This window comes from Sphingomonas sp. HDW15A (genome assembly GCF_011301715.1).
Lineage (GTDB): Bacteria > Pseudomonadota > Alphaproteobacteria > Sphingomonadales > Sphingomonadaceae > Sphingomicrobium.
The window spans coordinates 1,657,732-1,679,540 of sequence record NZ_CP049870.1 but is presented as its reverse complement, the minus strand read 5'-3'; the positions used below and the strand labels follow the sequence as shown (position 1 = coordinate 1,679,540).

The following is a 21,809-nucleotide window of genomic DNA, read 5'->3' as shown; positions in this document are numbered from 1 at the left end:
CGAGCCGCCCGATTTTCAAAGTAGAAGAGGCTAAAAATGGCGAAGGCAAAGTTTGAGCGGAACAAGCCGCATTGCAACATCGGCACCATCGGTCACGTCGACCATGGCAAGACCTCGCTGACCGCGGCGATCACCAAGGTGCTGTCGAAGCACGGCGGCGGCGAAGCCGTCGACTTCGCCAACATCGACAAGGCGCCGGAAGAGCGTGAGCGCGGAATCACCATTTCGACGGCGCACGTCGAATATGAGACCCCTGCTCGTCACTACGCGCACGTCGATTGCCCGGGCCACGCCGACTATGTGAAGAACATGATCACCGGCGCCGCCCAGATGGACGGCGCGATCCTCGTCGTTTCGGCCGCCGACGGCCCGATGCCGCAGACCAAGGAGCACATCTTGCTCGCGGCGCAGGTCGGCGTTCCGACCATGGTCGTCTTCCTCAACAAGGTCGACCAGGTCGACGATCCCGAGCTGCTCGAGCTCGTCGAGCTGGAAATCCGCGAGGAACTTTCGAAGCGCGGCTTCGACGGCGACAACATTCCGATCGTCTCCGGTTCGGCGCTTGCGGCTCTTGAAGACCGCAACCCGGAAATCGGCGAAGACAAGATCATGGAGCTGATGAAGGCGGTCGACGACTGGATCCCGCAGCCGGAGCGTCCGCTCGACAAGCCGTTCCTCATGCCGATCGAAGACGTGTTCTCGATCTCGGGTCGCGGCACCGTCGTCACCGGCCGTGTCGAAACCGGCGTCATCAAGGTCGGTGAGGAAGTCGAGATCGTCGGCATCCGCGACACGCAGAAGACGACCGTCACCGGCGTCGAGATGTTCCGAAAGCTGCTCGATCAGGGCGAGGCCGGCGACAACATCGGTGCGCTGATCCGCGGCATCGGCCGTGAAGACGTTGAGCGTGGCCAGGTTCTCTGCAAGCCGGGCTCGATCACGCCGCACACCGACTTCCAGGCGGAAGTTTATGTCCTGTCGAAGGACGAGGGCGGCCGTCACACGCCATTCTTTGCCAACTACCGTCCGCAGTTCTACTTCCGCACGACCGACGTGACGGGCGAAGTTCAGCTGCCGGAAGGCACGGAGATGGTCATGCCGGGCGACAACGTTTCGCTGGGTGTGAAGCTCATCGCTCCGATCGCCATGGACCAAGGCCTTCGCTTCGCGATCCGCGAAGGTGGCCGGACCGTCGGCGCAGGGGTTGTCGGCACCATCACGAAGTAATATAGGGCGCGGGCCGCGTGATTCTCTCACGCGGCCCGCAACCAGTTTCGATCATGCGCGGCGTCGGCCGAACGGCCAGTGTCGCGCTTGGTTTTTTATGTAAGCCCCAGGTTCTCGGACAAGGGGGTAGGCTCTTTCAAATCGGTAAGTGGACATGGAAACGCAGAATATCCGGATTCGCCTGAAGGCGTTCGATCATCGTGTGCTGGATCAGGCCACGGGCGACATCGCTGACACCGCTCGGCGCACCGGTGCCCTTATTCGCGGCCCCATCCCTCTTCCGACCCGTATCGAGAAGTTCACCGTCAACCGCTCGCCGCACATCGACAAGAAGTCGCGCGAGCAGTTCGAGGTTCGCACGTACAAGCGGCTTCTCGATATCGTTCAGCCCACTCCGCAGACTGTCGACGCGCTAATGAAGCTCGATCTCGCTGCAGGTGTGGACGTCGAGATCAAATTGGCCTAAGGGCCACGGCGCAGCGGTTGAATCGCTCTTATTAGCGGTCCCGCAAGCGCACTGAGTTTTGGGATACCGCGGGCGCCTTTCGGGGCACCCGGACTGCGTCCCCCGCATCCTGACCCCATTCGGGGATGGGAATGGCCCAAGCGGGGCACGTATCAAATCACTGGGCTGCACGCCCGCGAACCAATCGGGGTTCGTGGGCCTCTGTTGGGAGCTATTGGTCATGCGCACTGGCGTGATCGCGAAGAAGATGGGGATGACCCGCTTGTTCCAGGCGGACGGTCGGCACGTGCCGGTTACCGTTCTTCAGCTGGACAATGTGCAGGTTGTCGGTCGACGCGAACAAGATAGGGACGGCTACACCGCCGTCGCACTGGGGGCCGGAACGGCCAAGGCGAAGAACGTTGCCAAGCCGCAGCGCGGCGCGTTCGGCAAGGCCGAGGTCGAGCCCAAGGCGAAGGTCGTCGAATTCCGTGTCGCCGAGGACGCGCTCCTCGATGTCGGCGCGACGCTTTCCGCCGATCACTTCGTTGCCGGCCAGCTGGTCGATATTTCCGGAGTTACGCAGGGCAAGGGCTTTGCCGGCGCCATGAAGCGCTGGGGCTTCGGCGGACTTCGCGCCACGCACGGTGTCTCCGTCTCGCACCGCTCGCACGGTTCGACCGGTAACCGCCAGGATCCTGGCCGCGTCTTCAAGAACAAGAAGATGGCCGGTCACATGGGCGCCCGCAACCGCACCCAGCAGAACCTCGAGGTCGTCCGCACGGACGCCGCTCGCGGCCTGATTTTCGTCAAGGGCTCGGTCCCTGGCCACAAGGGCAGCTGGCTGACGATCGCCGATGCGATCAAGCTTCCGCGCCACGAAGAAGCGCCGTACCCCGCCGGCCTGTTCGACCCGAAGGCAAAGGCTCCGATCGAAGAGGCTCCTGCGGGCCTAGTCGACGACGCCGCGGTCCACGAAATCCCGGCGCTTCCGGGCGACGACGAGGTCGCGGCGATCGCGGCCGAGCAGGAAGCCGGTGCAGCTGCGGCGGAAGCCGAAGCGGCTGGCGCTGAAGAGAATAACGATGCCGGTTCGGCCGAGGGTGAAACCCCGGCGGCCGACGAGAGCAAGGAAGGCTAAGTCATGAAGGTCAAGGTTCAGACCCTTGATGCCAAGGCTGGCGGCGACATTCAGCTCGACGATGCCGTTTTCGGCGTCGAGCCCCGCGCCGACATCCTTCACCGTGTGGTGACCTGGCAGCTGATCAATCGCCGTGCACCGGCTCGTCCTGCGCGTGAGCGCAGCGACGTTGCCCGCACCGGCAAGAAGTTCGGTCGCCAGAAGGGTGGCGGTACGGCTCGTCACGGCGATCGCCGTGCCCCGATCTTCATCGGCGGCGGCAAGGCGCATGGTCCGCGGGCCCGCGTCTTTACCTCGAGCCTCAACAAGAAGGTTCGTGCGCTCGGCCTCAAGATGGCGCTCAGCTCGAAGGCGAAGGAGGGCAACCTCATCGTCCTCGACAATCTCGACCTGGGCGAGGGCAAGACCAAGGCGCTTCGCGAGAAGCTGAGCAAGCTCGGCTTCGGCAAGACTGCGCTGGTGATGGACGGCGACGCGCTAAATGTGAGCTTCGCCCGCGCCAGCTCGAACCTCGAAAGCATCAACCTGATGCCCGCCGTCGGCGCAAATGTTTACGATATCCTCCGCCACGAGACGTTGGTCCTGACCCGCGCCGCGGTCGAGAAGCTGGAGGCCCGGTTCAATGGCTAAGAAGCAGCAGTCGGCGGTCGACAACCGCCACTATGACATCGTGCTCGCGCCGCACATCACCGAGAAGACGACACTCCTCTCGGAGAATAACGCGGTCGTGTTCAAGGTCGCGAACGACGCGTCCAAGCCCGAGATCAAGGCGGCCGTGGAAGCGCTGTTCAACGTCAAGGTGACCGGCGTCAACACGATCGTCTCCAAGGGCAAGAGCAAGCGCTGGAAGGGCAAGCCCTATCAGCGGTCGGATTCGAAGAAGGCGATCGTGACCCTCGCCGAGGGCAATTCGATCGACATCACGAGCGGGATCTAACCGATGGCACTCAAGCAATATAAGCCGACGAGCCCGGCCCGCCGCGGTCTCATCCTCGTCGATAAGTCGTCGCTCTGGCGCGGCAAGCCCGTCAAGGCGCTGACCGAAGGCAAGCGCAAGACCGGTGGCCGTAACAATAAGGGCCACGTGACGTCGCGCGGTATCGCCGGCGGCCACAAGCAGAAGTACCGGATCATCGACTTCAAGCGCCGCACCTGGGACAAAGTCGCGACCGTCGAGCGTCTCGAGTACGATCCGAACCGCTCCGCGTTCATCGCGCTCATCACCTACGAGGGTGGCGAGCAGGCCTACATCATCGCGCCCCAGCGTCTTGCGCCGGGTGACTCGGTCGTCGCCGGCAAGAAGGTCGACGTGAAGCCGGGCAATGCGATGGAAATCGGCCAGATGCCGGTCGGCACGATCGTCCACAATGTCGAGCTGAAGCCCGGCAAGGGTGGCCAGATCGCCCGCGCCGCCGGCACCTATGTTCAGGTCGTCGGCCGCGACAAGGGCATGGTCATCGTCCGCCTGAACTCGGGCGAGCAGCGCTACGTCCGCGCAGACTGCATGGCGACCGTCGGGGCAGTGTCCAACCCGGACAACAGCAACCAGACGTTGGCCAAGGCCGGACGCACCCGCTGGCTGGGCAAGCGCCCGCTGACCCGCGGCGTCGCCAAGAACCCGGTCGACCACCCGCACGGCGGTGGTGAAGGCCGGACCTCGGGCGGCCGTCACCCGGTTACCCCGTGGGGCAAGCCGACCAAGGGTGCCCGCACCCGCAGCAACAAAGCGACCGACAAGTTCATCATCCGGTCGCGTCACGCGAAGAAGAAGGGCTAACCGTAATGGCTCGTTCCGTTTGGAAAGGTCCGTTCGTCGAACTGTCGCTCCTGAAGAAGGCGGAAGCCGCTCAGGACAAGGGTGGCCGTGCGCCGATCAAGACCTGGTCGCGCCGCTCGACCATCCTGCCGCAGTTCGTCGGCCTGACCTTCAATGTCTACAACGGCCGCAAGTTCGTGCCGGTATCGGTCAACGAAGACATGGTCGGCATGAAACTTGGTGAATTTGCGCCCACGCGCTTCTTCCCGGGCCACGCCGCCGACAAGAAGGGCAAGCGCTAATGTCTAAGCAAGCAGCTCCCCGCAAGGTCGGCGACAAGGAAGCGCTGGCGGTCGGAACCATGATCCGTGGTTCGGCCCAGAAGCTCAACCTCGTCGCGGGCCTCATCCGCGGCCGCAAGGTCGAGGAAGCGCTCAACATTCTCAAGTTCTCGCCCAAGGGCATGAGTGAGGATGTCTACAAGGTGCTGGCCTCGGCCGTCGCCAATGCCGAGAACAACCACAACCTCGACGTCGACGCGCTCGTCGTCGCCGAGGCTTCGGTCGGCAAGTCGATCTCGATGAAGCGTTTTGCGACCCGCGCCCGCGGTCGTTCCTCGCGCATCGTCAAGCCGTTCAGCCGAATCCGCGTCGTCGTGCGCGAGCAGGAAGAAGCGTAATGGGTCAGAAATCCTCTCCGGTCGGCCTTAGGCTGCAGATCAACCGTACCTGGGACAGCCGCTGGTTCGCGGAAGGCCAGGATTACGGTCGCCTGCTGCTCGAGGACCTCAAGATCCGCGAGTACATCCTCAAGAACCTGCCGCAGGCGGCGATCTCCAAGGTGGTGATCGAGCGTCCGGCGAAGTTGTGCCGCGTGTCGATCTATGCCGCCCGCCCGGGTGTCATCATCGGCAAGAAGGGCTCCGACATCGAGAAGCTGAAGAAGACGCTTTCGGCGATGACCGACAGCGACGTCAGCCTCAACATCGTCGAGATCCGCAAGCCGGAGATCGATGCCAAGCTCGTCGCCCAGGGCGTTGCCGATCAGCTCGAGCGCCGCGTTGCGTTCCGCCGTGCCATGAAGCGCGCCGTTCAGTCGGCCCTTCGCCTTGGCGCTGAAGGCATCCGCATCACCTGCTCGGGCCGTCTTGGCGGTGCCGAAATCGCGCGTACCGAATGGTATCGCGAAGGCCGCGTCCCGCTGCACACGCTGCGCGGCAACGTCGATTACGCCGAGGCGCAGGCTCACACCGCTTATGGCGTGTGCGGCGTCAAGGTTTGGGTGTTCAAGGGTGAGATCCTGGGTCACGATCCGCTCGCCCAGGACCGCCTGATGATGGAAGCGCAGACTTCGGGCGTCCGCCCGGCGCGCGAAGACCGCCGCTAAGGAACCCGAGCAATGCTGCAACCAAAGCGCACCAAATTCCGCAAGGCCTTCAAGGGCCGGATCCATGGCAATGCCAAGGGCGGTACGGAGCTCAACTTCGGCGCCTTCGGCCTCAAGGCCATGGAGCCGGAGCGGATCACCGCTCGCCAGATCGAGGCGGCCCGCCGTGCAATCACCCGCCACATTCGCCGTCAAGGCCGTTTGTGGATTCGCATTTTCCCGGATCTTCCGGTGTCGTCGAAGCCCGCCGAAGTCCGCATGGGCTCGGGTAAGGGCGCGCCGGAGTATTGGGTTGCCCGGGTCAAGCCCGGCCGCATCCTGTTTGAGCTGGACGGCGTTCCCGGTCCGCTCGCCAAGACCGCGTTCGAGCGTGCGGCCGAGAAGCTGCCGATCAAGGTCAAGGTTGTCGCCCGCCTCGGCGAAACTCTGGTTGAGGAGGACTAAGTCATGGCCAAGAAGGACGATCTGACGGTGAAGACCGACGATCAGCTGGCCACCCAGCTGTCCGACCTGAAGCGCGAGCAGTTCAACCTGCGCTTCCAGTCGGCCACCAACCAGCTGGAAAAGCCGTCGCGGGTGAAAGAGGTGCGCCGCACCATCGCTCGCATCAAGACGATCCAGACCGCCCGCGCGCGCGATGCCGCGTCGGCGCAGGCGTAAGGGAGTAGACGAAGATGCCTAAGCGCGTCCTCACCGGCACCGTGGTGTCGGACAAGGCCGACAAGACTGTGGTTGTCCGCGTCGAGCGGCGGGTGAAGCACCCGCTGTACGGCAAGATCATCAAGCTGTCGAAGAAGTATCATGCCCACGACGATGCCAATGCGTATCGCGAGGGCGAGATGGTTCGCATCCAGGAATGTGCTCCGATTTCGAAGCAGAAGAACTGGGCCGTTCTCGAGCGCGTCGGAGCCGCAGTCGCGGTTACCGAGACCCCCGAGGCGGAAGAGAAGAAGCCTGCGAAGGCAGCCAAGAGCAGCAAGTCGAAGGCCAAGGCCGAAGACGTTGCCGCCGCGGACGCCTGAGCGGATTTGGTAGAAGGGTAGGATCGAACCATGATCCAGATGCAGTCCAACCTGGACGTTGCGGACAACAGCGGCGCCAAGCGCGTGCAGTGCATCAAGGTGCTGGGCGGGTCGAAGCGTCGTGTGGCCGGTGTCGGAGACATCATCGTCGTCTCCGTCAAGGAAGCCGCCCCGCGCGGCAAGGTCAAAAAGGGCGACGTTCACCGCGCGGTGATCGTTCGTACCGCCAAGGACATCCGCCGTCCCGACGGTTCGGTGATCCGTTTCGACACGAACGCCGCCGTCCTGGTCAACAAGAACGAGGAGCCGATCGGCACCCGTATCTTCGGCCCGGTCGTCCGTGAGCTTCGCGCGAAGAAGCACATGAAGATCATCAGCCTTGCGCCGGAGGTGCTCTAACCATGGCTGCCCAGAAGATCCGCAAGGGTGATACGGTCGTCGTCCTGTCCGGCAAGGACAAGGGCAAGACCGGCGAAGTCACCAAGTCGATGCCCAAGGACGGCAAGGTCGTCGTCGCGGGCATTAATGTCGCCGTTCGTCATCGCAAGCCGACCCAGCTCAACCCGCAGGGCGGGCTGGAGCGCCGCGAAGCGCCGCTGCACGTCTCCAAGGTCGCGATTGCCGACCCGAAGAGCGGCAAGGCGACCCGCGTCCGCTTCGAGGAGCGTGACGGCAAGAAGGTCCGCGTGGCCGTCAAGTCCGGGGAACTGATCAATGGCTGACAAGGCTTACACCCCTCGCCTGAAGCAGGATTACGAGGACCGCATCGTCAAGGCGATGACGGAGAAGTTCGGCTACAAGAACCGTTTCGAGGTTCCGAAGCTCGAAAAGATCGTCATCAACATGGGCGTCGGCGAAGCGACCCAGGACAAGAAGAAGGTCGAAGCGGCCGCTGCCGAGATGGAGCAGATCGCCGGCCAGAAGCCTGTCATCACGAAGGCCAAGAAGTCGATCGCACAGTTCAAGCTGCGCGAAGGCATGCCGATCGGCTGCAAGGTTACCCTGCGCCGCGACCGCATGTTCGAGTTTCTCGATCGCCTTGTGACGGTCGCTCTTCCGCGCGTTCGCGACTTCCGCGGCCTCAACCCGAAGTCGTTCGACGGCCGTGGCAACTATGCGATGGGCCTCAAGGAACAGATCGTTTTCCCCGAGATCAACTACGATCAGATCGACAAGGTCCGGGGCATGGACATAATCGTCACCACCACCGCCAAGACGGACGAAGAGGCGCGCGAGCTGCTGCGCTTGTTCAACTTCCCGTTCCCGGCGGACGAACAGAAAGAAGCCGCCTGAGGCGGCCTGGAGAACTTAAGTCATGGCGAAACTGAGTTCCGTGAACAAGAACGAGCGTCGCAAGAAGCTCGTCAAGCAGACCGCTCCCAAGCTGGCGCGTCTGAAGGAAAAGGCAAACGACCAGTCGCTCGATGAGACCGAGCGCCTGATCGCACGCCTGAAGATGGCCGAGCTTCCGCGCAACGGCAATCCGACCCGCATCCGCAACCGCTGTGAGCTCACGGGCCGCAGCCGCGGTTTTTATCGCAAGTTCCGCTTGTCGCGGATCATGCTTCGGGAACTGGCCAACAAGGGCCTTATTCCCGGCGTCACCAAGTCGAGCTGGTAAGGGCATCTGATATGGCGATGACCGATCCCTTGGGTGATATGCTCACCCGTATTCGCAACGGCCAGCAGGCGCGCAAGGACTCGATCCTGACGCCGGCTTCGAAGCTGCGTGCGCACGTCCTCGACGTGCTGCAGCGCGAAGGCTACATTCGCGGTTATTCTGAGGAAGAGCTGGCCGGCCAGAAGGGCCTGCGGATCGAACTCAAGTATTTTGAAGGCCAGCCGGCCATTCAGCACCTGGCTCGTGTGTCGAAGCCGGGTCGCCGGGTCTATTCGGGTTCGCGCGAACTGCCGCGTATCCGCAACGGTCTCGGAATCACGATCGTTTCGACGCCCCGGGGCGTTTTGAGCGACGCCGAGGCGCGCGACCAGAACGTCGGCGGCGAAGTGCTGGCGGAGGTGTTCTAATGTCCCGTATCGGAAAACGACCGGTGCCGCTGCCCCAGGGCGTGACGGCCACCACCGAGGGCCAGATCCTCTCGGTCAAGGGCCCGAAGGGGACTCTCGACCTGCAGATGCGCGACGAGATCGCCTACGACATCGGTGACGACGGCATCCTCGTGAAGCCGGCCAATGACACCAAGCAGGCGCGTGCCTTCTGGGGCATGCAGCGCACGCTGGTGCAGAACCTCGTTACTGGTGTAAGCGAGGGCTTCACCAAGGTGCTCGAAATCACCGGCGTCGGCTACCGCGCTCAGGCTCAGGGCAGAAACCTGAAGCTTCAGCTCGGCTACAGCCACGACGTCAATTTCGCCGTCCCCGAGGGCGTCGATGTCAAGACTCCCGACGCCAACACCGTCGAGATCACTGGCATCGACAAGCAGAAGGTCGGCCAGGTTGCGGCCGAAATCCGTCGCTGGCGCAAGCCGGAGCCCTACAAGGGCAAGGGCATCAAGTATCGCGGCGAGTATATCTTCCGCAAAGAAGGCAAGAAGAAGTAAGCCATGGCGAAACTCTCTCTCTTCGATCGCCGCCGGCGTCGTGTTCGCAGCGCTCTCCGCGCCCGGGCCGCCGGCAAGCCGCGTCTTTCGGTGCACCGCTCAGGCCGCCACATCTACGCCCAGGTCATCGACGATGCCGCCGGCAAGACGCTGGCCTCGGCTTCGACCCTGGACAAGGACCTGAAGGTCAAGACCGGCGCCACGGCCGATGCCGCTGCCGCGGTTGGCAAGGCAGTTGCCGCCAAGGCCAAGAAGGCCGGCGTCGACAAGGTCGTGTTCGACCGTGGCGGCTTCCTGTTCCATGGCCGGGTCAAGGCCCTGGCCGATGCCGCCCGCGAAGGCGGATTGGAGTTCTAAATGGCTGACGAGAACCAGACCTCAGAGGTCGAAACCACCGCAACTCCGGCCGAGACCGGCGCAGAAGCTCCGGCTCAGGCCGAGCAGCCGCAGCAGGCCGTCGAGGGCCGTGGCCCGCGCGGTCCGCGTGGTGGCCGTGGCGGCGGACGCGATGGCGGCCGTGGCGGACGTGGCCGTCGTGACGATCGTCGCGGCAACCGCGAGGAAGATGGCGAGGAGCTGATCGAAAAGCTCGTCCACATCAACCGCGTTTCCAAGACCGTGAAGGGCGGCAAGCGCTTCGGTTTCGCAGCGCTCGTCGTCGTCGGCGACGGCAAGGGCCGCGCCGGTTTCGGTCACGGCAAGGCTCGGGAAGTCCCGGAAGCCATCTCGAAGGCGACCGCCGCTGCCAAGAAGGCAATGGTCCGTGTTCCGCTTCGTGATGGCCGTACACTTCACCATGACGGCAAGGGCCATTTTGGCGCCGGCAAGGTTACCGTTCGCTCGGCCCCGTCGGGTACCGGAATCATCGCCGGCGGTCCGATGCGCGCCGTGTTCGAAAGCCTCGGAGTCGCCGACGTGGTGACCAAGTCGGTCGGCACTTCCAACCCCTACAACATGATCCGCGCCACTTTCGAGGCGCTCAAGGATCAGTCGAGCCCGCGTATCGTCGCTCAGCGCCGTGGCAAGAAGGTCGCCGACCTTCTCGGCCGTGGCGGGATGGACAAGGGCGAGGCCGAAGCCACCGCCGAAGCGGTGACGGAGTAATCGAAGATGGCCAAGATCAAGATTACGCAGACCGGTTCGCCGATCCGCCGCGACAAGACCCAGCGCGCGACGCTGGTCGGTCTCGGCCTCAACAAGATGAACCGCACGATCGAGGTCGAAGCGACCCCGGAAGTGCTGGGTCAGGTCAAGAAGGTCCAGCACCTGGTCAAGGTCGAGGACTAAGCAACGGTATCGAAGCCGCCGGCACTCCCGGCGGTTTCATGCGCGACAAAAGCGAAAGCGAGTGCACATCATGAAATTGAATGAAATCCGCGACAACGAAGGCGCCCGCAAGGGCCGGGTCCGTGTCGGACGCGGGATCGGCTCGGGTCTCGGCAAGACCGGCGGTCGCGGCCAGAAGGGCCAGAAGAGCCGCTCCGGCGTCTCGATCAAGGGCTTCGAAGGCGGTCAGATGCCCCTTCACATGCGGCTTCCGAAGCGCGGCTTCAACAACATCTTCGCCAAGGACTATGCCGAGGTGAATCTGGGTTCCGTCCAGAAGGCGATCGATGCCAAAAAGCTCGATGCCAAGGGCACGCTCGATCATGCCGCGCTGAAGGCCGCCGGCCTGGCTCGCGGCGGCAAGGACGGTGTCCGCCTGCTCGGCAAGGGCGAGTTCACCGCCAAGGTCAGCTTCAAGGTCGCCGGCGCGTCCAAGGGCGCGCTTGCCGCGGTCGAAAAGGCCGGTGGCAAGGTCGAGATCGTCGAGCGCAAGGACCCTGCGGCGCTGGCCGCGGCGAAGAAGGGCACGGCTAAGAAGGCCGCCAAGTAAGCCTTCGTCGCTTGACGGGGCTTCGCAAGCGGCCCTGACACACTATATCGGGCGGCGGGGGCATCACGCCCTTCGCCGCCCTTTCGTATTTTACGGGATCATCCATGGCATCCGCAGCCGAGCAACTGGCCTCCAACATCTCGCTTTCGAGCTTTTCGAAGGCCACCGAACTGAAGAAGCGCCTGTGGTTCACGCTGGGCGCCCTTGTCCTATTCCGGCTGTTGTCGTTCGTTCCCATCCCGGGCATCGATCCGGTGGCGATGCAGCAGCTCTATGCCACCCAGGCGGGCGGCATTCTGGGCGTGTTCAACACTTTCTCAGGTGGCGCGCTTGAACGTGCGTCAATCATCGCTCTGGGCGTCATGCCGTACATTACGGCGTCGATCGTCGTCCAGCTGATGGCGTCACTGTATCCGCCGTGGCAGGCCCTCAAGAAAGAGGGTGAGACCGGGCGCAAAAAACTCAATCAGTACACCCGCTACCTCACCGTCCTCCTGACGACGGTCCAGGGTTATTTCATTGCCATCGGCCTCGAGGGGCTGGGCGCCAACAACGCCATCAGCGCTGTGGTCGACCCCGGCATGCTGTTCCGGGTAACCGCGACGATCAGCCTTGTCGGCGGAACGCTGTTCCTGATGTGGATCGGCGAGCAGATCACCAGCCGCGGGATCGGCAACGGCGTCTCGCTGATCATCATGGCGGGTATCGTCGCGGGCCTTCCGCGCGCCATTGCCCAGCTGCTCGAAGGTGGCCGCACCGGCGCCATGGACCCAGTCATGGTCTTCGGCATTGTCCTGCTGGTGATCGCGCTCGTGCTGTTCATCTGTTTCGTCGAGCGCGCTCAGCGTCGCGTCCTGATCCAGTATCCCAAGCGCCAGACGGCCCGCGGGATGGTTCAGCAGGAACGCAGCCACCTGCCGATGAAAATCAATATCGCGGGCGTCATTCCGCCGATCTTCGCATCGTCGCTGCTTTTGATGCCGCTTACGGTCATTCAGATGACGGGTGCACAGAACGATCCGAATGCCAGCGACTGGCTCATTACGGTCAGCACTCTGCTCCAGCACGGGGCGCCGCTCTATCTCGGCCTCTATGCCGCGGGCATCGCCTTTTTCTGCTTCTTCTATTCGGCAGTGCAGTTCAATTCGGAAGAGACGGCCGACGGCCTCAAGCGTCACGGCGGCTTCATTCCGGGGATTCGTCCCGGCAAGGCGACCGAGAATTATTTCGACTATCTGATCAGCCGCCTGACGGTGATTGGCGCCGCCTATCTCGTCGTCATCTGTCTCATACCGGAAATCCTAGCCTCTCAGATGGGTCTTGCGTTCGCCCTTGGCGGCACCAGCCTGCTGATCGTGGTCAACGTGACGATGGATACGGTCAGCCAGATCCAAAGCCACTTGATTGCGCACCAATATGGTGACCTGATCAAGAAGGCGAAGTTGAAGGGTGGGCGCCGGCGCTGACCGGCACACCTATCGGTGGGGGCGTAATGGACATCATCCTGCTAGGTCCGCCAGGGGCGGGGAAGGGAACCCAGGCCGAGCGGCTGGTGACCAATCGGGGGATGGTGCAGCTTTCCACCGGTGACATGCTTCGTGCCGCGGTCAGAGAGGGGTCGCCGATCGGCCTTCAGGCCAAGGTGGTAATGGATGCCGGCGAGCTGGTCAGCGATGCCATCGTCTGTGCGCTGATTGGTGAAAACCTCGATCGGATCGAGAATCGCGGGGCGATCTTCGACGGCTTTCCCCGTACCCTCGCGCAGGCGGAAGCGCTCGACTTGCTGCTCGCCGAGCGAGGCCGGAAGCTCAGTTATGTCATCGAGCTGGAAGTGAATGAGGAGGCGCTGGTGGACCGGATTACCGGCCGCTTCTCGTGCGCGAGCTGCGGGGCCCCCTATCACGATCGCTTCAAGCTTCCGAAAGTCGACGACACTTGCGACGTTTGCGGCGGCCATGACTTCAAGCGCCGCGACGACGACAATGAGCTGACCGTGCGCACACGCTTGGCGGAATACCGCGCGAAGACGCAGCCGATCCTGCCCTTCTATCGCGAGCGTGGGATCCTCCATGGCGTGGACGGCATGGGAAGCGTCGGCGAAGTCGCTGCGGCAATCGACGCAATCCTCGACAGCTAGGGCCCGCACCGGCATTATCACCGGTATCAACGATGGGGGCGGCCATGCGACAGTGGGCGATCGGGATTGCGGCGTTGGCATCGGCGCCCGCAAGCGCCGCGGTGGTGCAAAGCGGGCCCAACAGCTTTGCGATCAAGCACAGCGTCAATTTGGTCATTCCCCCCGATCAGGCCTACGCGGCGCTGGGCGAGCTTCCCCGCTGGTGGAACAAAGACCACACCTACTCCGGCGACAGCGCGAACCTTAGCCTGTCCCTAAAGGCCGGCGGATGCTTTTGCGAAAGACTGGAGAAGGGCGGCGGGATCGAGCACATGCGCGTCACCCTGGTCCAGCCAGGCGAGCGCGTCGTCATGACCGGCGCCCTTGGCCCGTTGCTATTCGAGGGCGTCAGCGGGGTCATGGACTTCAAAGTTGAGCGGATCGCGGGCGGCTCCAAGGTGACCCTGGATTATCGTGCTGCCGGCTTCGCCAACGGCAATGCCGCAGAGCTGGCTCCAGCCGTTGACAAAGTGCTTGGGGAGCAGCTCCGCCACTACCGCGAATACGTCGTTCAGCGGAAGCCGGGCTAAGCCCGAACTAGCGTCGTGTAGCGAAATGCGGGCGTTTCGCCGCTTGGCGCGTGATCTTCCGACGCGACTTCCCGCCAACGCTCACTGGAGCGCAGGTCGGGCATGCTGACGTCGCCGTCCACTTCGGCGAGCACTTCGGTCAACTCGATCCGGTCGGCGATCGGCTCGAAGAGTTCGAATACCGCGGCGCCGCCGATTACGGATATCGGCGTGCCGCCAGCGGCAGCGATCGAATCTTCGAGGGTGTGAACGACATCGACCCCGTCGTGGCGCCATTCGGGGTCGCGGGTGAGAACGATATGCTGGCGGCCCGGAAGAACGCCGGGCAGGCTGTCGAAGGTCTTGCGACCCATGATCATCGCGCTGCCCATTGTCAGCGCCTTGAAGCGCCTCAAGTCGGCCGGGATGTGCCAGGGAAGGGTGCCATCCTTGCCGATCACGCCGTTCATGGCGCGAGCAAGGACGATGGTGATCGGCGAGCGGCTGGCCATTCGTCCGCCTTACGCTTGTCCGCTGTCGCCCGGCAAGCGTAGGGAAGGGATAATGACCCCTGCACAACAGCAATTGATCGATAGCTTCCGGTCCCGCTTCGGCCAGCGGGTGGCGCTAACCGACCCGGCGGATGTCGAACCGTGGCTGACCGACTGGCGCGGCCGCTGGACCGGCTCGAGCGCGGCAATCCTGCAGCCGGACTCGACAGAAGGTGTGGCAATGGCGGTTCGGCTGGGAAATGAGCTGAACGTGCCTTTGGTGCCTCAAGGCGGAAACACGTCGATGGTCGGCGGTGCGACACCTCCCGCCGACGGATCGGCGCTGATCCTGTCGCTGCGGCGAATGAACCGGTTCCGGAGCATCGACCGCGAGGCCCGGCGCTGCGTCGTCGAGGCGGGAGTTATCCTTCAGACATTGCATGACGCGTTGGCGGACGAAGGGATGCGGTTCCCGCTGACGCTCGGCGCGAAAGGTTCGGCGACGATCGGCGGCCTTGTTTCGACCAATGCCGGCGGTACGCAGGTGCTTCGCTTCGGGCCGATGCGCGGACTGGTCGACGGGATCGAGGCAGTGCTTCCCAATGGAATGATCCATAACGGCCTGGCCGGCCTCAAGAAAGACAATCGCGGCCCCAGTCTCGATCAGTTGCTCATTGGAGCGGAGGGCACGCTTGGCGTCGTGACCGCGGCGCGACTCAAGCTCGTTCCCGCGATCCATTCCCGCTCGGTCGCCTGGCTCGGCCTCGACAATCCGCAGACGGCGCTGAACGTTCTCAGGGAGCTTGAGCGCGCGACGGACCGGATCGAGGGCTTCGAGATATTGCCGGACGAGTCCTTGCAGGCGGCGCTGCAGCATCTGTCCGGTGCCCGGCCGCCACTGGAAAGCGCGCACGGATGGCACGCGCTGGTTGAGGCGACGGCTAGCTCGGCGCAGGACGAAGCGCCGGACACGCTGCTCGCTCGGCTGCTCGCGCCAATGATCGAGCGAGGAATGATCGGCGACGCGGTCCTTTCAGCAAACGAAGCACAAGCGGAAAGCTTCTGGCGAATTCGCGACGGCCTGTCAGAGTCGGAGAAGAAGGCTTTCGGCCCGGCGACCCAGCACGACATCAGCGTTCCGGTCGAAGCCATGCCGCGCTTCCTGGAAAAGGCGTCGGCGAAGCTGGAGCACGCCTTTCCCGGGGCCAGCGCAAGCGGCTTCGGCCATCTCGGTGACGGCAACATCCATTTCCACGTCCGCGCGATGGGGCGCGGAGGCGAGGACTGGCTGGAGCGCGAAGGGGAAGCGGTCAGCCGGATGGTGCACGACCTGGTCACGGCGGCGGGCGGATCGATTAGCGCCGAGCATGGCATCGGTCAGATGAAGCGCGACGAGCTCGCCCGTCTTTCGCCGGACCGGGTCTCAGCGTTGAAAGCGATCAAGGCCGGACTTGATCCGAAAGGCCTGATGAACCCGGGGAAGCTGGTCTAGCGATCTGCCGCAACCGCGGCGTTCGCGGCTTTTGCGGCAGGCGACACGCGCCTTACGAAGACAATCAAGGTCACCGCCAGCATCGTAAGGATACCGCACAGAAGCCACGCCGAATTGATCGCCGAAACCAACCCTGCCTTCTCGACCAAGGGCCGAATCATCTCGAGCGCGAATTCGTCGAGCGGCTGGCCGCGCTGTTCCAGAAAGGCATCACGCGGAATGCCTATCGCGAGCGCGGTAGCGAGGTCGCCGGAGCGAAGTTTGTCGACGATCTCGTTCCCTTCGGTCGCGGCACGGCTGAAAATCGTGGTGTCGATCAAGGCGAGCCCAATCGCGCCGCCCAAATTGCGCATCAGGTTGAACAGCCCGCTGCCATGCACCACCAGATGAGGCGGCAAGCGCCCCAATGCCATTCGCGTCGGCGGCAAAATACAGAACATGATGGCCGCTCCACGCACTATCTGGGGCGCAAACATCCCCCAGAAGTCGGTGGCTGCAGTCTGTTCGCCGCTCATCAGAAGGCCGACCGCAAAGAGAGAGAAGCCGAATGCCGTGAGCAATCTGGGATCGAGGCGGCGCTCGAGATAGACGGCAATGGGTGCGGTAAGTAGTTGCGTTATGCCCGTCACCAGCATGATCTCACCGATGCGCAATGGCCCATGTTCCCTGACGAGGCCGAGGAAGAACGGCATCAGGTAGGTCGATCCGAACAGCCCGAATCCCAGCACGAAGCTGAAAACACAACCAATCGCGAAATTCCTGTCGGAGAAACAGCGGAGTTCCACAAGCGGCGCTCGCGACGCCAGCGTCCGCCAGACGAACGCGGCCCCGCATGCCGCGAATAGTCCAAGCAGTCCGAGCACGCGCGGCGCGTCCCAGCCAAGAGACGGCGCATCCTTCAGACCCAGTTGCAGCGCCGTCAGTCCCATTGCCAGCAGGGCAAGGGCAGGGACATCAATCGCGGTCGATCGCGTCCTTTCCGAGGCTTTCCCCCGCAACGTCAACGCTACGCCCGCGCCCACGACGACCCCGGGCACGATGTTGATCATGAACAGCCAATGCCAGGAGAAGGACTGCGTAATCCAGCCGCCGACGATGGGCCCGACGGTGGGTGCGAGGACAGCGGCGACACCGGCAATGGTGGTGGCCAATGCCTGGGAGCGTTCCGGAAACAAGAGAAAGACGGCAGCAAAGACCGAAGGAATCAAAGTTCCCCCGGAGAAGCCCTGCACGATGCGCCAGGCGATGAGTTGTTCGAAGCTTTGGCTCAGGGCGCATCCCAGCGACGCAAGCGTGAAGACGCAGACCGCGCCGACGAACAGCCAGCGCATCCCGAGCCTCGCGGTGAGGTAACCGGTCAGGGGAATCGCGACGATCTCGGCGGTGAGATAAGCGGTTTGCACCCACACCATCCAGTCGGCCGATATGCCGAGCGCGGACTGGATCGTGGGCAAAGACGTCGCGACGACCTGGATGTCCAGGATCGCCATGAACATGCCGAGCGACATCAGCACGAATCCGAACCACTCGCGCGCCCCGGAGGCAGGCGATTGGCCCCCGTCGGGCGCTTCGGTCGATGTCGGCAACTGCGTTTCGAATGTCCTTCAACGCTCGGCACGGCTAACAATGGGAACGTCGGGAATTGGGTTTCGTTGGAACACTGAACCGTTTTCTCCGGTCCACCTGTCTATAAGGACGGATGCTGCAATGAAATCGGTTTCCATCCTTTCTCTTGCGACCGGAACGCCACGCAACGTGCTTTCCCAGAGCGACGCGCTGGCGGCGGCCCGCGAGCTGATCGGGAACAAATTCCAAGACTTCGACCGGCTCGCCGCTGTTTATGCCAATGCCGGGATCGAGAACCGGCAGATCGCGATGCCGGCCGAATGGTACTTTGTCGAACGCAGCTTTCAGGAGCGAACGGACGTCTATCTCGATGTCGCCCTGGACTTGTTCGTCGAAGTCGCGGCGAGAGCGCTCGACGAAGCGAAGCTTCGGGCGGAAGACATCGATGCCATCGTCACCGTCTCCTCGACCGGCATCGCTACGCCGAGCCTAGAAGCCCGAGCGATGGCACGACTGCCGTTTCGCACGGACGTGGCTCGCGTGCCGATATTCGGGCTGGGCTGCGCCGGAGGGGTGACTGGGCTCGCTCTCGCAAGCAAAATTGCCGGGGCAGCGCCGGGGAGGACGGTCCTTTTCGTGACGGTCGAATTGTGCAGCCTCGCTCTTCGCACCGCGAACGCAGACAAGTCCGATCTCGTGTCAACCGCCTTGTTCGGCGACGGTGCGGCCGCGTGCATCGTGCGCAGCGGCGAGGGCGGCTTTGCGAAGATCGAAGGAAGCGCCGAGAAGACGTGGAATGACACGCTGGACATCATGGGTTGGCAGGCCGAGCCGACCGGCTTTGGCGTCGTTCTCAACCGCGCGATACCGGGTTTCGCGAGGCGTGAGATGCGACAGGCGGTGAGCGAAATGCTGGCAACGCAGGGCCTCGTTATTGGCGATATCGAGCGTTTCATCTGCCATCCCGGCGGGGCGAAGGTGGTCAGCGCTATCGAGGACGCATTGGCCCTCGCACCGGGGGCTCTGGACCATGAGCGTGAGGTCTTGCGCGATCATGGCAACATGTCGGCTCCGACGGTCCTGTTCGTGCTGGAGCGTTGCCGCGCCGCGGAATTGCCCGGGTCGTCGGCGCTCAACGCACTCGGACCGGGGTTCACGGCGTCTCTCCTCACGCTGCGGTGCACGGCATGAACTGGGCCTACGTCATCCTCGCGTTCGTGACGGTGCAGCGATTGGCGGAACTGGCGATCGACCGGCGGAACACGGCAAGGTTGCTTGCGGCCGGCGCTTATGAAGCGGGCGCGGTCCATTATCCCATTATGGTGGCGATGCACGCCGCTTGGCTGGCGACTCTGTGGGCAACAGCAGGTGGTCGCCCGGTCAGCTTGCCCCTGCTCGCAACCTACGCGGTGCTCCAGGTTTTTCGTGTTTGGGTGCTCATGACACTCGGAAGGCGCTGGACAACGCGGATCATCGTCATGCCAAAGGCGCCGCTAGTGAAAACCGGACCGTTCCGTTTCGTGCGGCACCCCAATTACGCCGTAGTCATTGCCGAAATCGCCGTGCTGCCGCTGATGTTCGGACTGGTGTGGGTGGCCGTGATCTTCACGCTGCTTAATGCCACGATGCTGAGCGTGAGGATCCGGACGGAAAACCGGGTCCTTTACGGGACGCGCGACCACCTCAGCGCTTAACGATCGCTTCGCGCTCCGCCTTGATCCTTAGCATCGTCGATCGGCAAACGGGCGACGTTTGCTCGATCTTGACGATCATGCAGGCTTCGACCTTCTTTCTGCTCAAGGTTTTCATTTCGGCTGGACACAAGCGCCGCGCTTCTTGCGCACAAGCCTTCTTGCCAGGATCGTTCGCGGCAATGGCCGCGCCAGGCACGGCGACGATGGCCAGCAACGTCAGGTAGCAGCGCATGACACCAGGCCGGAAGAAAGCCCTCGGCGCGATGTCCTCCCTGGCGGCATAACGACCACTAGTCAGGATTGGATAATCGGGACTCACTGAACGACGATCGTGCCCTTCATGCCGAAGGAGGAATGCATGAAATGCGAACAGTGAACGTCGAACGTGCCGGGTTGCGGTGCAATCAGGCGTACGTCCGCGCTTTCCCCGCCGCCAAGCTCAACCCCGCCCTTTTTGACGACCGCGCTGCTTGAAGGGTCGAGCGTCGCCTGCGCGAAGAAGGTCCTGGCCAGGAAGTTGTGGCTGCCCCCAGCTTTGTTGACGATATGAAGCCTGTAGGGAACGCCGTGCTGAAGGGTGAGAGTGGTCGGCGAGAACGCGTAGTTCGATAGTTCGACGTCCACCACCTTGGCGTTCGACCAGTCGACCGGCTGGGCGCCCAGAGGAACTGCGAAGAGCAGCGCGGAAACTAGGAGCAGGGGCAAACGCATCTGGGCCTCCTATTTCTTGTCGGTACTCCTAACTGACGCTCCAGATCATAGGCTCGTTCAAAGCCCTTAACAACGCCACGACGAGAATACCCATGGTAGGTCGAAACGCCTTGCGCAAGAATTGGCGCGCCCGGCTGGATTCGAACCAGCGACCTCATGCTTAGAAGGCACGTGCTCTATCCAACTGAGCTACGGGCGCGCGCGGGCCTCTCCTAGCGACAATGGAGGGAGCCGCCAAAAGCTTTTCATTCATGGACAATTCACCCGAAAAGGCGGAAACTTGCCGTTAATTAAAGGGGCCTGCTGATGAAATGGATCGCTCGAAGCTTGGCGTTTGCCGTTTCCGCGGCTGCGTGGCCGAGTATGGCCCAGGCGGATACGGTGATCGTTTACACCAACCCGATGACGCTGGAGCGCAAGGTCGTCGTCAATGACGCGCCGGGCCCAGATCGCGCGTTCCACTGCTTCTTGCCGCCGAGCAATATCGGCTGCCAGCCGATCGCCCTCAGGCGCGGGCGCTAGGCAACAGCTTCCAGCAGCCCTTCGAACAGGCGGCGCCCGTCGGTGCCGCCGTGCGCAGCCTCAATGACTCTCTCCGGATGCGGCATCATGCCCAGCACATTGCCCTGCGCATTGAGGATGCCCGCGATGTTTCGTGCCGAGCCGTTGACCTCTTCGGTGTAGCGAAACGCGACCCGGCCGTCGCCTTCGAGCCGGTCCAATGTCTCGGCGTCCGCCTGGAAATTCCCGTCATGATGGGCAACCGGCACCGCAATCTCTTCGCTGGAGCGATAGGCCGATGTGAAGAGCGACTGGCTGTTTTCGACCTTCAGCCCGACAGTCCGGCACACGAAGTGAAGACCCGCATTGCGCATCAGCGCGCCGGGAAGCAGGCCCGCCTCCGTCAGGACCTGGAAGCCGTTGCAAATGCCAAGCACCGGCACCTCCCTGCCGGCCGAGTCGGCAACAGCCCGCATGATCGGGCTTCTCGCGGCCATTGCGCCGGAACGAAGGTAATCCCCGTAGGAAAAGCCGCCGGGCACGGCGACGAAGTCGGTTCCGGCGGGAAGCTCGGTCTCGCGGTGCCAGACCATCGCCGGCGCCTTGCCAGTTACCATCTTGATCGCCGTCGCCAGGTCGCGGTCGCAGTTGGAACCGGGAAAGACGATGACCGCGCTGTTCATGCCGCCCGCTCGATCTTGAAATTCTCGATGACCGTGTTGGCCAGCAGTTTGCGGCACATGTCCGCAATCGCCTCGTCGCTGGTTCCTTCGGCAAGGTCGAGTTCAATCAGTTTGCCGGCCCGAACGTCGTTGACTCCGTCGAAGCCGAGTCCTTCCAGCGCATGGTGAATGGCCTTGCCCTGCGGGTCGAGCACGCCAGGCTTCAGAGTGACGAAGACACGTGCTTTCATCGGTGCGATTTTCCTGCTTCCGGCATTTGGCGGCCCTATGACGGCTTGGACCCGGCGGAGCAAGTTTTTACCCCATCTTAACCAACATTGCCGATTGTCCGTCTGCGCGAGTCCATCGGCGTCGGCGTCTCCGATTTTCTCGCACGTGGGGAGGACCTATGGCTGCAGCGTTATCATTGGCGATGTTCGTGATGCTGGTGGGCTTCGGCTCCAACTATTTCGGCTGGTCCGATCCAACCGGAAAGGTCCAGCTTGCGCTCATCACCAGCTTCATCCTCGGCTGCGTCGCGAGCTACAAGGCCCGGGGCTGACCGACCGATCTTGCCGCGCTAGGGAAGCGCG

General features: G+C 63.2%; 36 protein-coding genes and 1 tRNA gene. 30 read left to right on the top strand and 7 right to left on the bottom strand.

Annotated features, from left to right (window positions below):
• The first annotated feature begins 36 nt into the window (after positions 1-36).
• The 25 genes from tuf (at position 37) to G7076_RS08715 (ending at position 14,120) form a co-directional block, all read left to right on the top strand.
• Positions 37-1,227 carry an elongation factor Tu gene (gene tuf, locus G7076_RS08835; RefSeq protein ID WP_166202114.1) on the top strand — a complete coding sequence of 397 codons (1,191 nt, stop codon included), beginning with the start codon at positions 37-39 and terminating at the stop codon, positions 1,225-1,227.
• A 154-nt stretch (positions 1,228-1,381) separates the two neighbouring features.
• A complete protein-coding gene (gene rpsJ / locus G7076_RS08830; RefSeq protein WP_044450118.1) occupies positions 1,382-1,693 on the top strand; it encodes a 30S ribosomal protein S10 in 312 nt (103 codons plus the stop codon).
• A gap of 220 nt (positions 1,694-1,913) precedes the next feature.
• A complete protein-coding gene (rplC, locus tag G7076_RS08825) occupies positions 1,914-2,813 on the top strand; it encodes a 50S ribosomal protein L3 (protein WP_166202112.1) in 900 nt (299 codons plus the stop codon).
• A 3-nt stretch (positions 2,814-2,816) separates the two neighbouring features.
• On the top strand, positions 2,817-3,443 hold the full coding sequence (gene rplD, locus G7076_RS08820; RefSeq protein ID WP_166202111.1) for a 50S ribosomal protein L4: 627 nt from the start codon (positions 2,817-2,819) through the stop codon (positions 3,441-3,443).
• The gene (locus tag G7076_RS08815; protein WP_166202109.1) at positions 3,436-3,750 is read left to right on the top strand and encodes a 50S ribosomal protein L23; all 315 of its coding nucleotides are present in this window, start codon (positions 3,436-3,438) and stop codon (positions 3,748-3,750) included. The genes rplD and G7076_RS08815 overlap by 8 nt, the downstream gene beginning before the upstream one ends.
• Before the next feature lie 3 nt (positions 3,751-3,753).
• Complete coding sequence (gene rplB / locus G7076_RS08810) at positions 3,754-4,590, top strand: 50S ribosomal protein L2 (protein ID WP_166202108.1); 837 nt, start codon at positions 3,754-3,756, stop codon at positions 4,588-4,590.
• Positions 4,591-4,595: 5 nt separating this feature from the next.
• Positions 4,596-4,871 carry a 30S ribosomal protein S19 gene (gene rpsS / locus G7076_RS08805; protein WP_166202106.1) on the top strand — a complete coding sequence of 92 codons (276 nt, stop codon included), beginning with the start codon at positions 4,596-4,598 and terminating at the stop codon, positions 4,869-4,871.
• Positions 4,871-5,248: a 50S ribosomal protein L22 gene (rplV, locus tag G7076_RS08800; protein ID WP_166202105.1), complete on the top strand. Its 378-nt coding sequence runs from the start codon at positions 4,871-4,873 to the stop codon at positions 5,246-5,248. Before rpsS ends, rplV begins: the two co-directional genes overlap by 1 nt.
• A complete protein-coding gene (gene rpsC, locus G7076_RS08795; protein ID WP_166202103.1) occupies positions 5,248-5,955 on the top strand; it encodes a 30S ribosomal protein S3 in 708 nt (235 codons plus the stop codon). The genes rplV and rpsC overlap by 1 nt, the downstream gene beginning before the upstream one ends.
• A gap of 12 nt (positions 5,956-5,967) precedes the next feature.
• Positions 5,968-6,399, top strand: coding sequence for a 50S ribosomal protein L16 (rplP, locus tag G7076_RS08790; RefSeq protein ID WP_166202101.1), 432 nt, complete (start codon positions 5,968-5,970; stop codon positions 6,397-6,399).
• A gap of 3 nt (positions 6,400-6,402) precedes the next feature.
• Entirely contained in the window at positions 6,403-6,615 is a 213-nt protein-coding gene (gene rpmC / locus G7076_RS08785) for a 50S ribosomal protein L29 (RefSeq protein WP_166202100.1), read from the top strand.
• Between the two features lie 14 nt (positions 6,616-6,629).
• The gene (rpsQ, locus tag G7076_RS08780; protein WP_166202098.1) at positions 6,630-6,977 is read left to right on the top strand and encodes a 30S ribosomal protein S17; all 348 of its coding nucleotides are present in this window, start codon (positions 6,630-6,632) and stop codon (positions 6,975-6,977) included.
• A 30-nt stretch (positions 6,978-7,007) separates the two neighbouring features.
• Complete coding sequence (gene rplN, locus G7076_RS08775) at positions 7,008-7,376, top strand: 50S ribosomal protein L14 (protein ID WP_166202096.1); 369 nt, start codon at positions 7,008-7,010, stop codon at positions 7,374-7,376.
• A 2-nt stretch (positions 7,377-7,378) separates the two neighbouring features.
• Complete coding sequence (gene rplX / locus G7076_RS08770) at positions 7,379-7,699, top strand: 50S ribosomal protein L24 (RefSeq protein ID WP_166202095.1); 321 nt, start codon at positions 7,379-7,381, stop codon at positions 7,697-7,699.
• A complete protein-coding gene (gene rplE / locus G7076_RS08765; protein ID WP_166202093.1) occupies positions 7,692-8,270 on the top strand; it encodes a 50S ribosomal protein L5 in 579 nt (192 codons plus the stop codon). Before rplX ends, rplE begins: the two co-directional genes overlap by 8 nt.
• Positions 8,271-8,292: 22 nt before the next feature.
• Complete coding sequence (gene rpsN, locus G7076_RS08760; RefSeq protein WP_166202092.1) at positions 8,293-8,598, top strand: 30S ribosomal protein S14; 306 nt, start codon at positions 8,293-8,295, stop codon at positions 8,596-8,598.
• Positions 8,599-8,609: 11 nt separating this feature from the next.
• Positions 8,610-9,005 carry a 30S ribosomal protein S8 gene (gene rpsH, locus G7076_RS08755; protein ID WP_166202090.1) on the top strand — a complete coding sequence of 132 codons (396 nt, stop codon included), beginning with the start codon at positions 8,610-8,612 and terminating at the stop codon, positions 9,003-9,005.
• On the top strand, positions 9,005-9,538 hold the full coding sequence (gene rplF, locus G7076_RS08750; RefSeq protein WP_166202088.1) for a 50S ribosomal protein L6: 534 nt from the start codon (positions 9,005-9,007) through the stop codon (positions 9,536-9,538). Before rpsH ends, rplF begins: the two co-directional genes overlap by 1 nt.
• Before the next feature lie 3 nt (positions 9,539-9,541).
• Positions 9,542-9,895, top strand: coding sequence for a 50S ribosomal protein L18 (gene rplR / locus G7076_RS08745; protein WP_166202087.1), 354 nt, complete (start codon positions 9,542-9,544; stop codon positions 9,893-9,895).
• Positions 9,896-10,642, top strand: a complete 747-nt coding sequence (rpsE, locus tag G7076_RS08740) for a 30S ribosomal protein S5 (RefSeq protein ID WP_166202085.1) — start codon at positions 9,896-9,898, stop codon at positions 10,640-10,642.
• Between the two features lie 6 nt (positions 10,643-10,648).
• Entirely contained in the window at positions 10,649-10,825 is a 177-nt protein-coding gene (rpmD, locus tag G7076_RS08735; protein ID WP_166202084.1) for a 50S ribosomal protein L30, read from the top strand.
• A 70-nt stretch (positions 10,826-10,895) separates the two neighbouring features.
• Positions 10,896-11,414 carry a 50S ribosomal protein L15 gene (gene rplO, locus G7076_RS08730; protein ID WP_166202082.1) on the top strand — a complete coding sequence of 173 codons (519 nt, stop codon included), beginning with the start codon at positions 10,896-10,898 and terminating at the stop codon, positions 11,412-11,414.
• 104 nt (positions 11,415-11,518) lie between these two features.
• A complete protein-coding gene (secY, locus tag G7076_RS08725; protein ID WP_166202081.1) occupies positions 11,519-12,880 on the top strand; it encodes a preprotein translocase subunit SecY in 1,362 nt (453 codons plus the stop codon).
• 26 nt (positions 12,881-12,906) lie between these two features.
• The gene (locus G7076_RS08720) at positions 12,907-13,551 is read left to right on the top strand and encodes an adenylate kinase (RefSeq protein WP_166202079.1); all 645 of its coding nucleotides are present in this window, start codon (positions 12,907-12,909) and stop codon (positions 13,549-13,551) included.
• Positions 13,552-13,595: 44 nt separating this feature from the next.
• Entirely contained in the window at positions 13,596-14,120 is a 525-nt protein-coding gene (locus tag G7076_RS08715) for an ATPase (protein WP_240913763.1), read from the top strand.
• Here G7076_RS08715 and G7076_RS08710 read toward each other — a convergent pair.
• Positions 14,117-14,611, bottom strand: coding sequence for a dihydrofolate reductase (locus tag G7076_RS08710; protein WP_166202075.1), 495 nt, complete (start codon positions 14,609-14,611; stop codon positions 14,117-14,119). The two genes, G7076_RS08715 and G7076_RS08710, sit on opposite strands and share 4 nt — an antisense overlap.
• 52 nt (positions 14,612-14,663) lie before the next feature.
• Here G7076_RS08710 and G7076_RS08705 point away from each other — a divergent pair, with 52 nt between their 5' ends.
• Positions 14,664-16,082, top strand: coding sequence for an FAD-binding oxidoreductase (locus G7076_RS08705; RefSeq protein WP_166202073.1), 1,419 nt, complete (start codon positions 14,664-14,666; stop codon positions 16,080-16,082).
• Here G7076_RS08705 and G7076_RS08700 read toward each other — a convergent pair.
• Positions 16,079-17,590, bottom strand: a complete 1,512-nt coding sequence (locus G7076_RS08700; RefSeq protein WP_166203527.1) for a DHA2 family efflux MFS transporter permease subunit — start codon at positions 17,588-17,590, stop codon at positions 16,079-16,081. The two genes, G7076_RS08705 and G7076_RS08700, sit on opposite strands and share 4 nt — an antisense overlap.
• Positions 17,591-17,789: 199 nt before the next feature.
• Between G7076_RS08700 and G7076_RS08695 the strand changes: the two genes are divergently transcribed.
• Entirely contained in the window at positions 17,790-18,839 is a 1,050-nt protein-coding gene (locus G7076_RS08695) for a type III polyketide synthase (protein ID WP_166202071.1), read from the top strand.
• Positions 18,836-19,342: an isoprenylcysteine carboxylmethyltransferase family protein gene (locus tag G7076_RS08690; RefSeq protein WP_166202069.1), complete on the top strand. Its 507-nt coding sequence runs from the start codon at positions 18,836-18,838 to the stop codon at positions 19,340-19,342. Before G7076_RS08695 ends, G7076_RS08690 begins: the two co-directional genes overlap by 4 nt.
• Here G7076_RS08690 and G7076_RS08685 read toward each other — a convergent pair.
• The 3 genes from G7076_RS08685 to G7076_RS08675 all read right to left on the bottom strand — a co-directional run bounded on the left by G7076_RS08685 (position 19,332) and on the right by G7076_RS08675 (position 20,252).
• Entirely contained in the window at positions 19,332-19,574 is a 243-nt protein-coding gene (locus tag G7076_RS08685; RefSeq protein ID WP_166199298.1) for a hypothetical protein, read from the bottom strand. The genes G7076_RS08690 and G7076_RS08685 overlap by 11 nt on opposite strands.
• 83 nt (positions 19,575-19,657) lie before the next feature.
• Positions 19,658-20,053: a cupredoxin domain-containing protein gene (locus G7076_RS08680; RefSeq protein WP_166202067.1), complete on the bottom strand. Its 396-nt coding sequence runs from the start codon at positions 20,051-20,053 to the stop codon at positions 19,658-19,660.
• 122 nt (positions 20,054-20,175) lie between these two features.
• A tRNA-Arg gene (locus G7076_RS08675) sits at positions 20,176-20,252 on the bottom strand.
• Between the two features lie 107 nt (positions 20,253-20,359).
• On the opposite strand from G7076_RS08675, the gene G7076_RS08670 reads away from it, so the two are divergent.
• Positions 20,360-20,575: a hypothetical protein gene (locus G7076_RS08670; RefSeq protein WP_166202065.1), complete on the top strand. Its 216-nt coding sequence runs from the start codon at positions 20,360-20,362 to the stop codon at positions 20,573-20,575.
• Here G7076_RS08670 and purQ read toward each other — a convergent pair.
• Together purQ and purS are read right to left on the bottom strand one after the other, a co-directional pair.
• A complete protein-coding gene (purQ, locus tag G7076_RS08665; protein ID WP_166202064.1) occupies positions 20,572-21,237 on the bottom strand; it encodes a phosphoribosylformylglycinamidine synthase subunit PurQ in 666 nt (221 codons plus the stop codon). The genes G7076_RS08670 and purQ overlap by 4 nt on opposite strands.
• A complete protein-coding gene (purS, locus tag G7076_RS08660) occupies positions 21,234-21,467 on the bottom strand; it encodes a phosphoribosylformylglycinamidine synthase subunit PurS (protein ID WP_166202062.1) in 234 nt (77 codons plus the stop codon). Before purS ends, purQ begins: the two co-directional genes overlap by 4 nt.
• A gap of 158 nt (positions 21,468-21,625) precedes the next feature.
• Here purS and G7076_RS08655 point away from each other — a divergent pair, with 158 nt between their 5' ends.
• Positions 21,626-21,778, top strand: coding sequence for a hypothetical protein (locus G7076_RS08655; protein ID WP_166202060.1), 153 nt, complete (start codon positions 21,626-21,628; stop codon positions 21,776-21,778).
• The last annotated feature ends 31 nt before the right edge of the window (positions 21,779-21,809 follow it).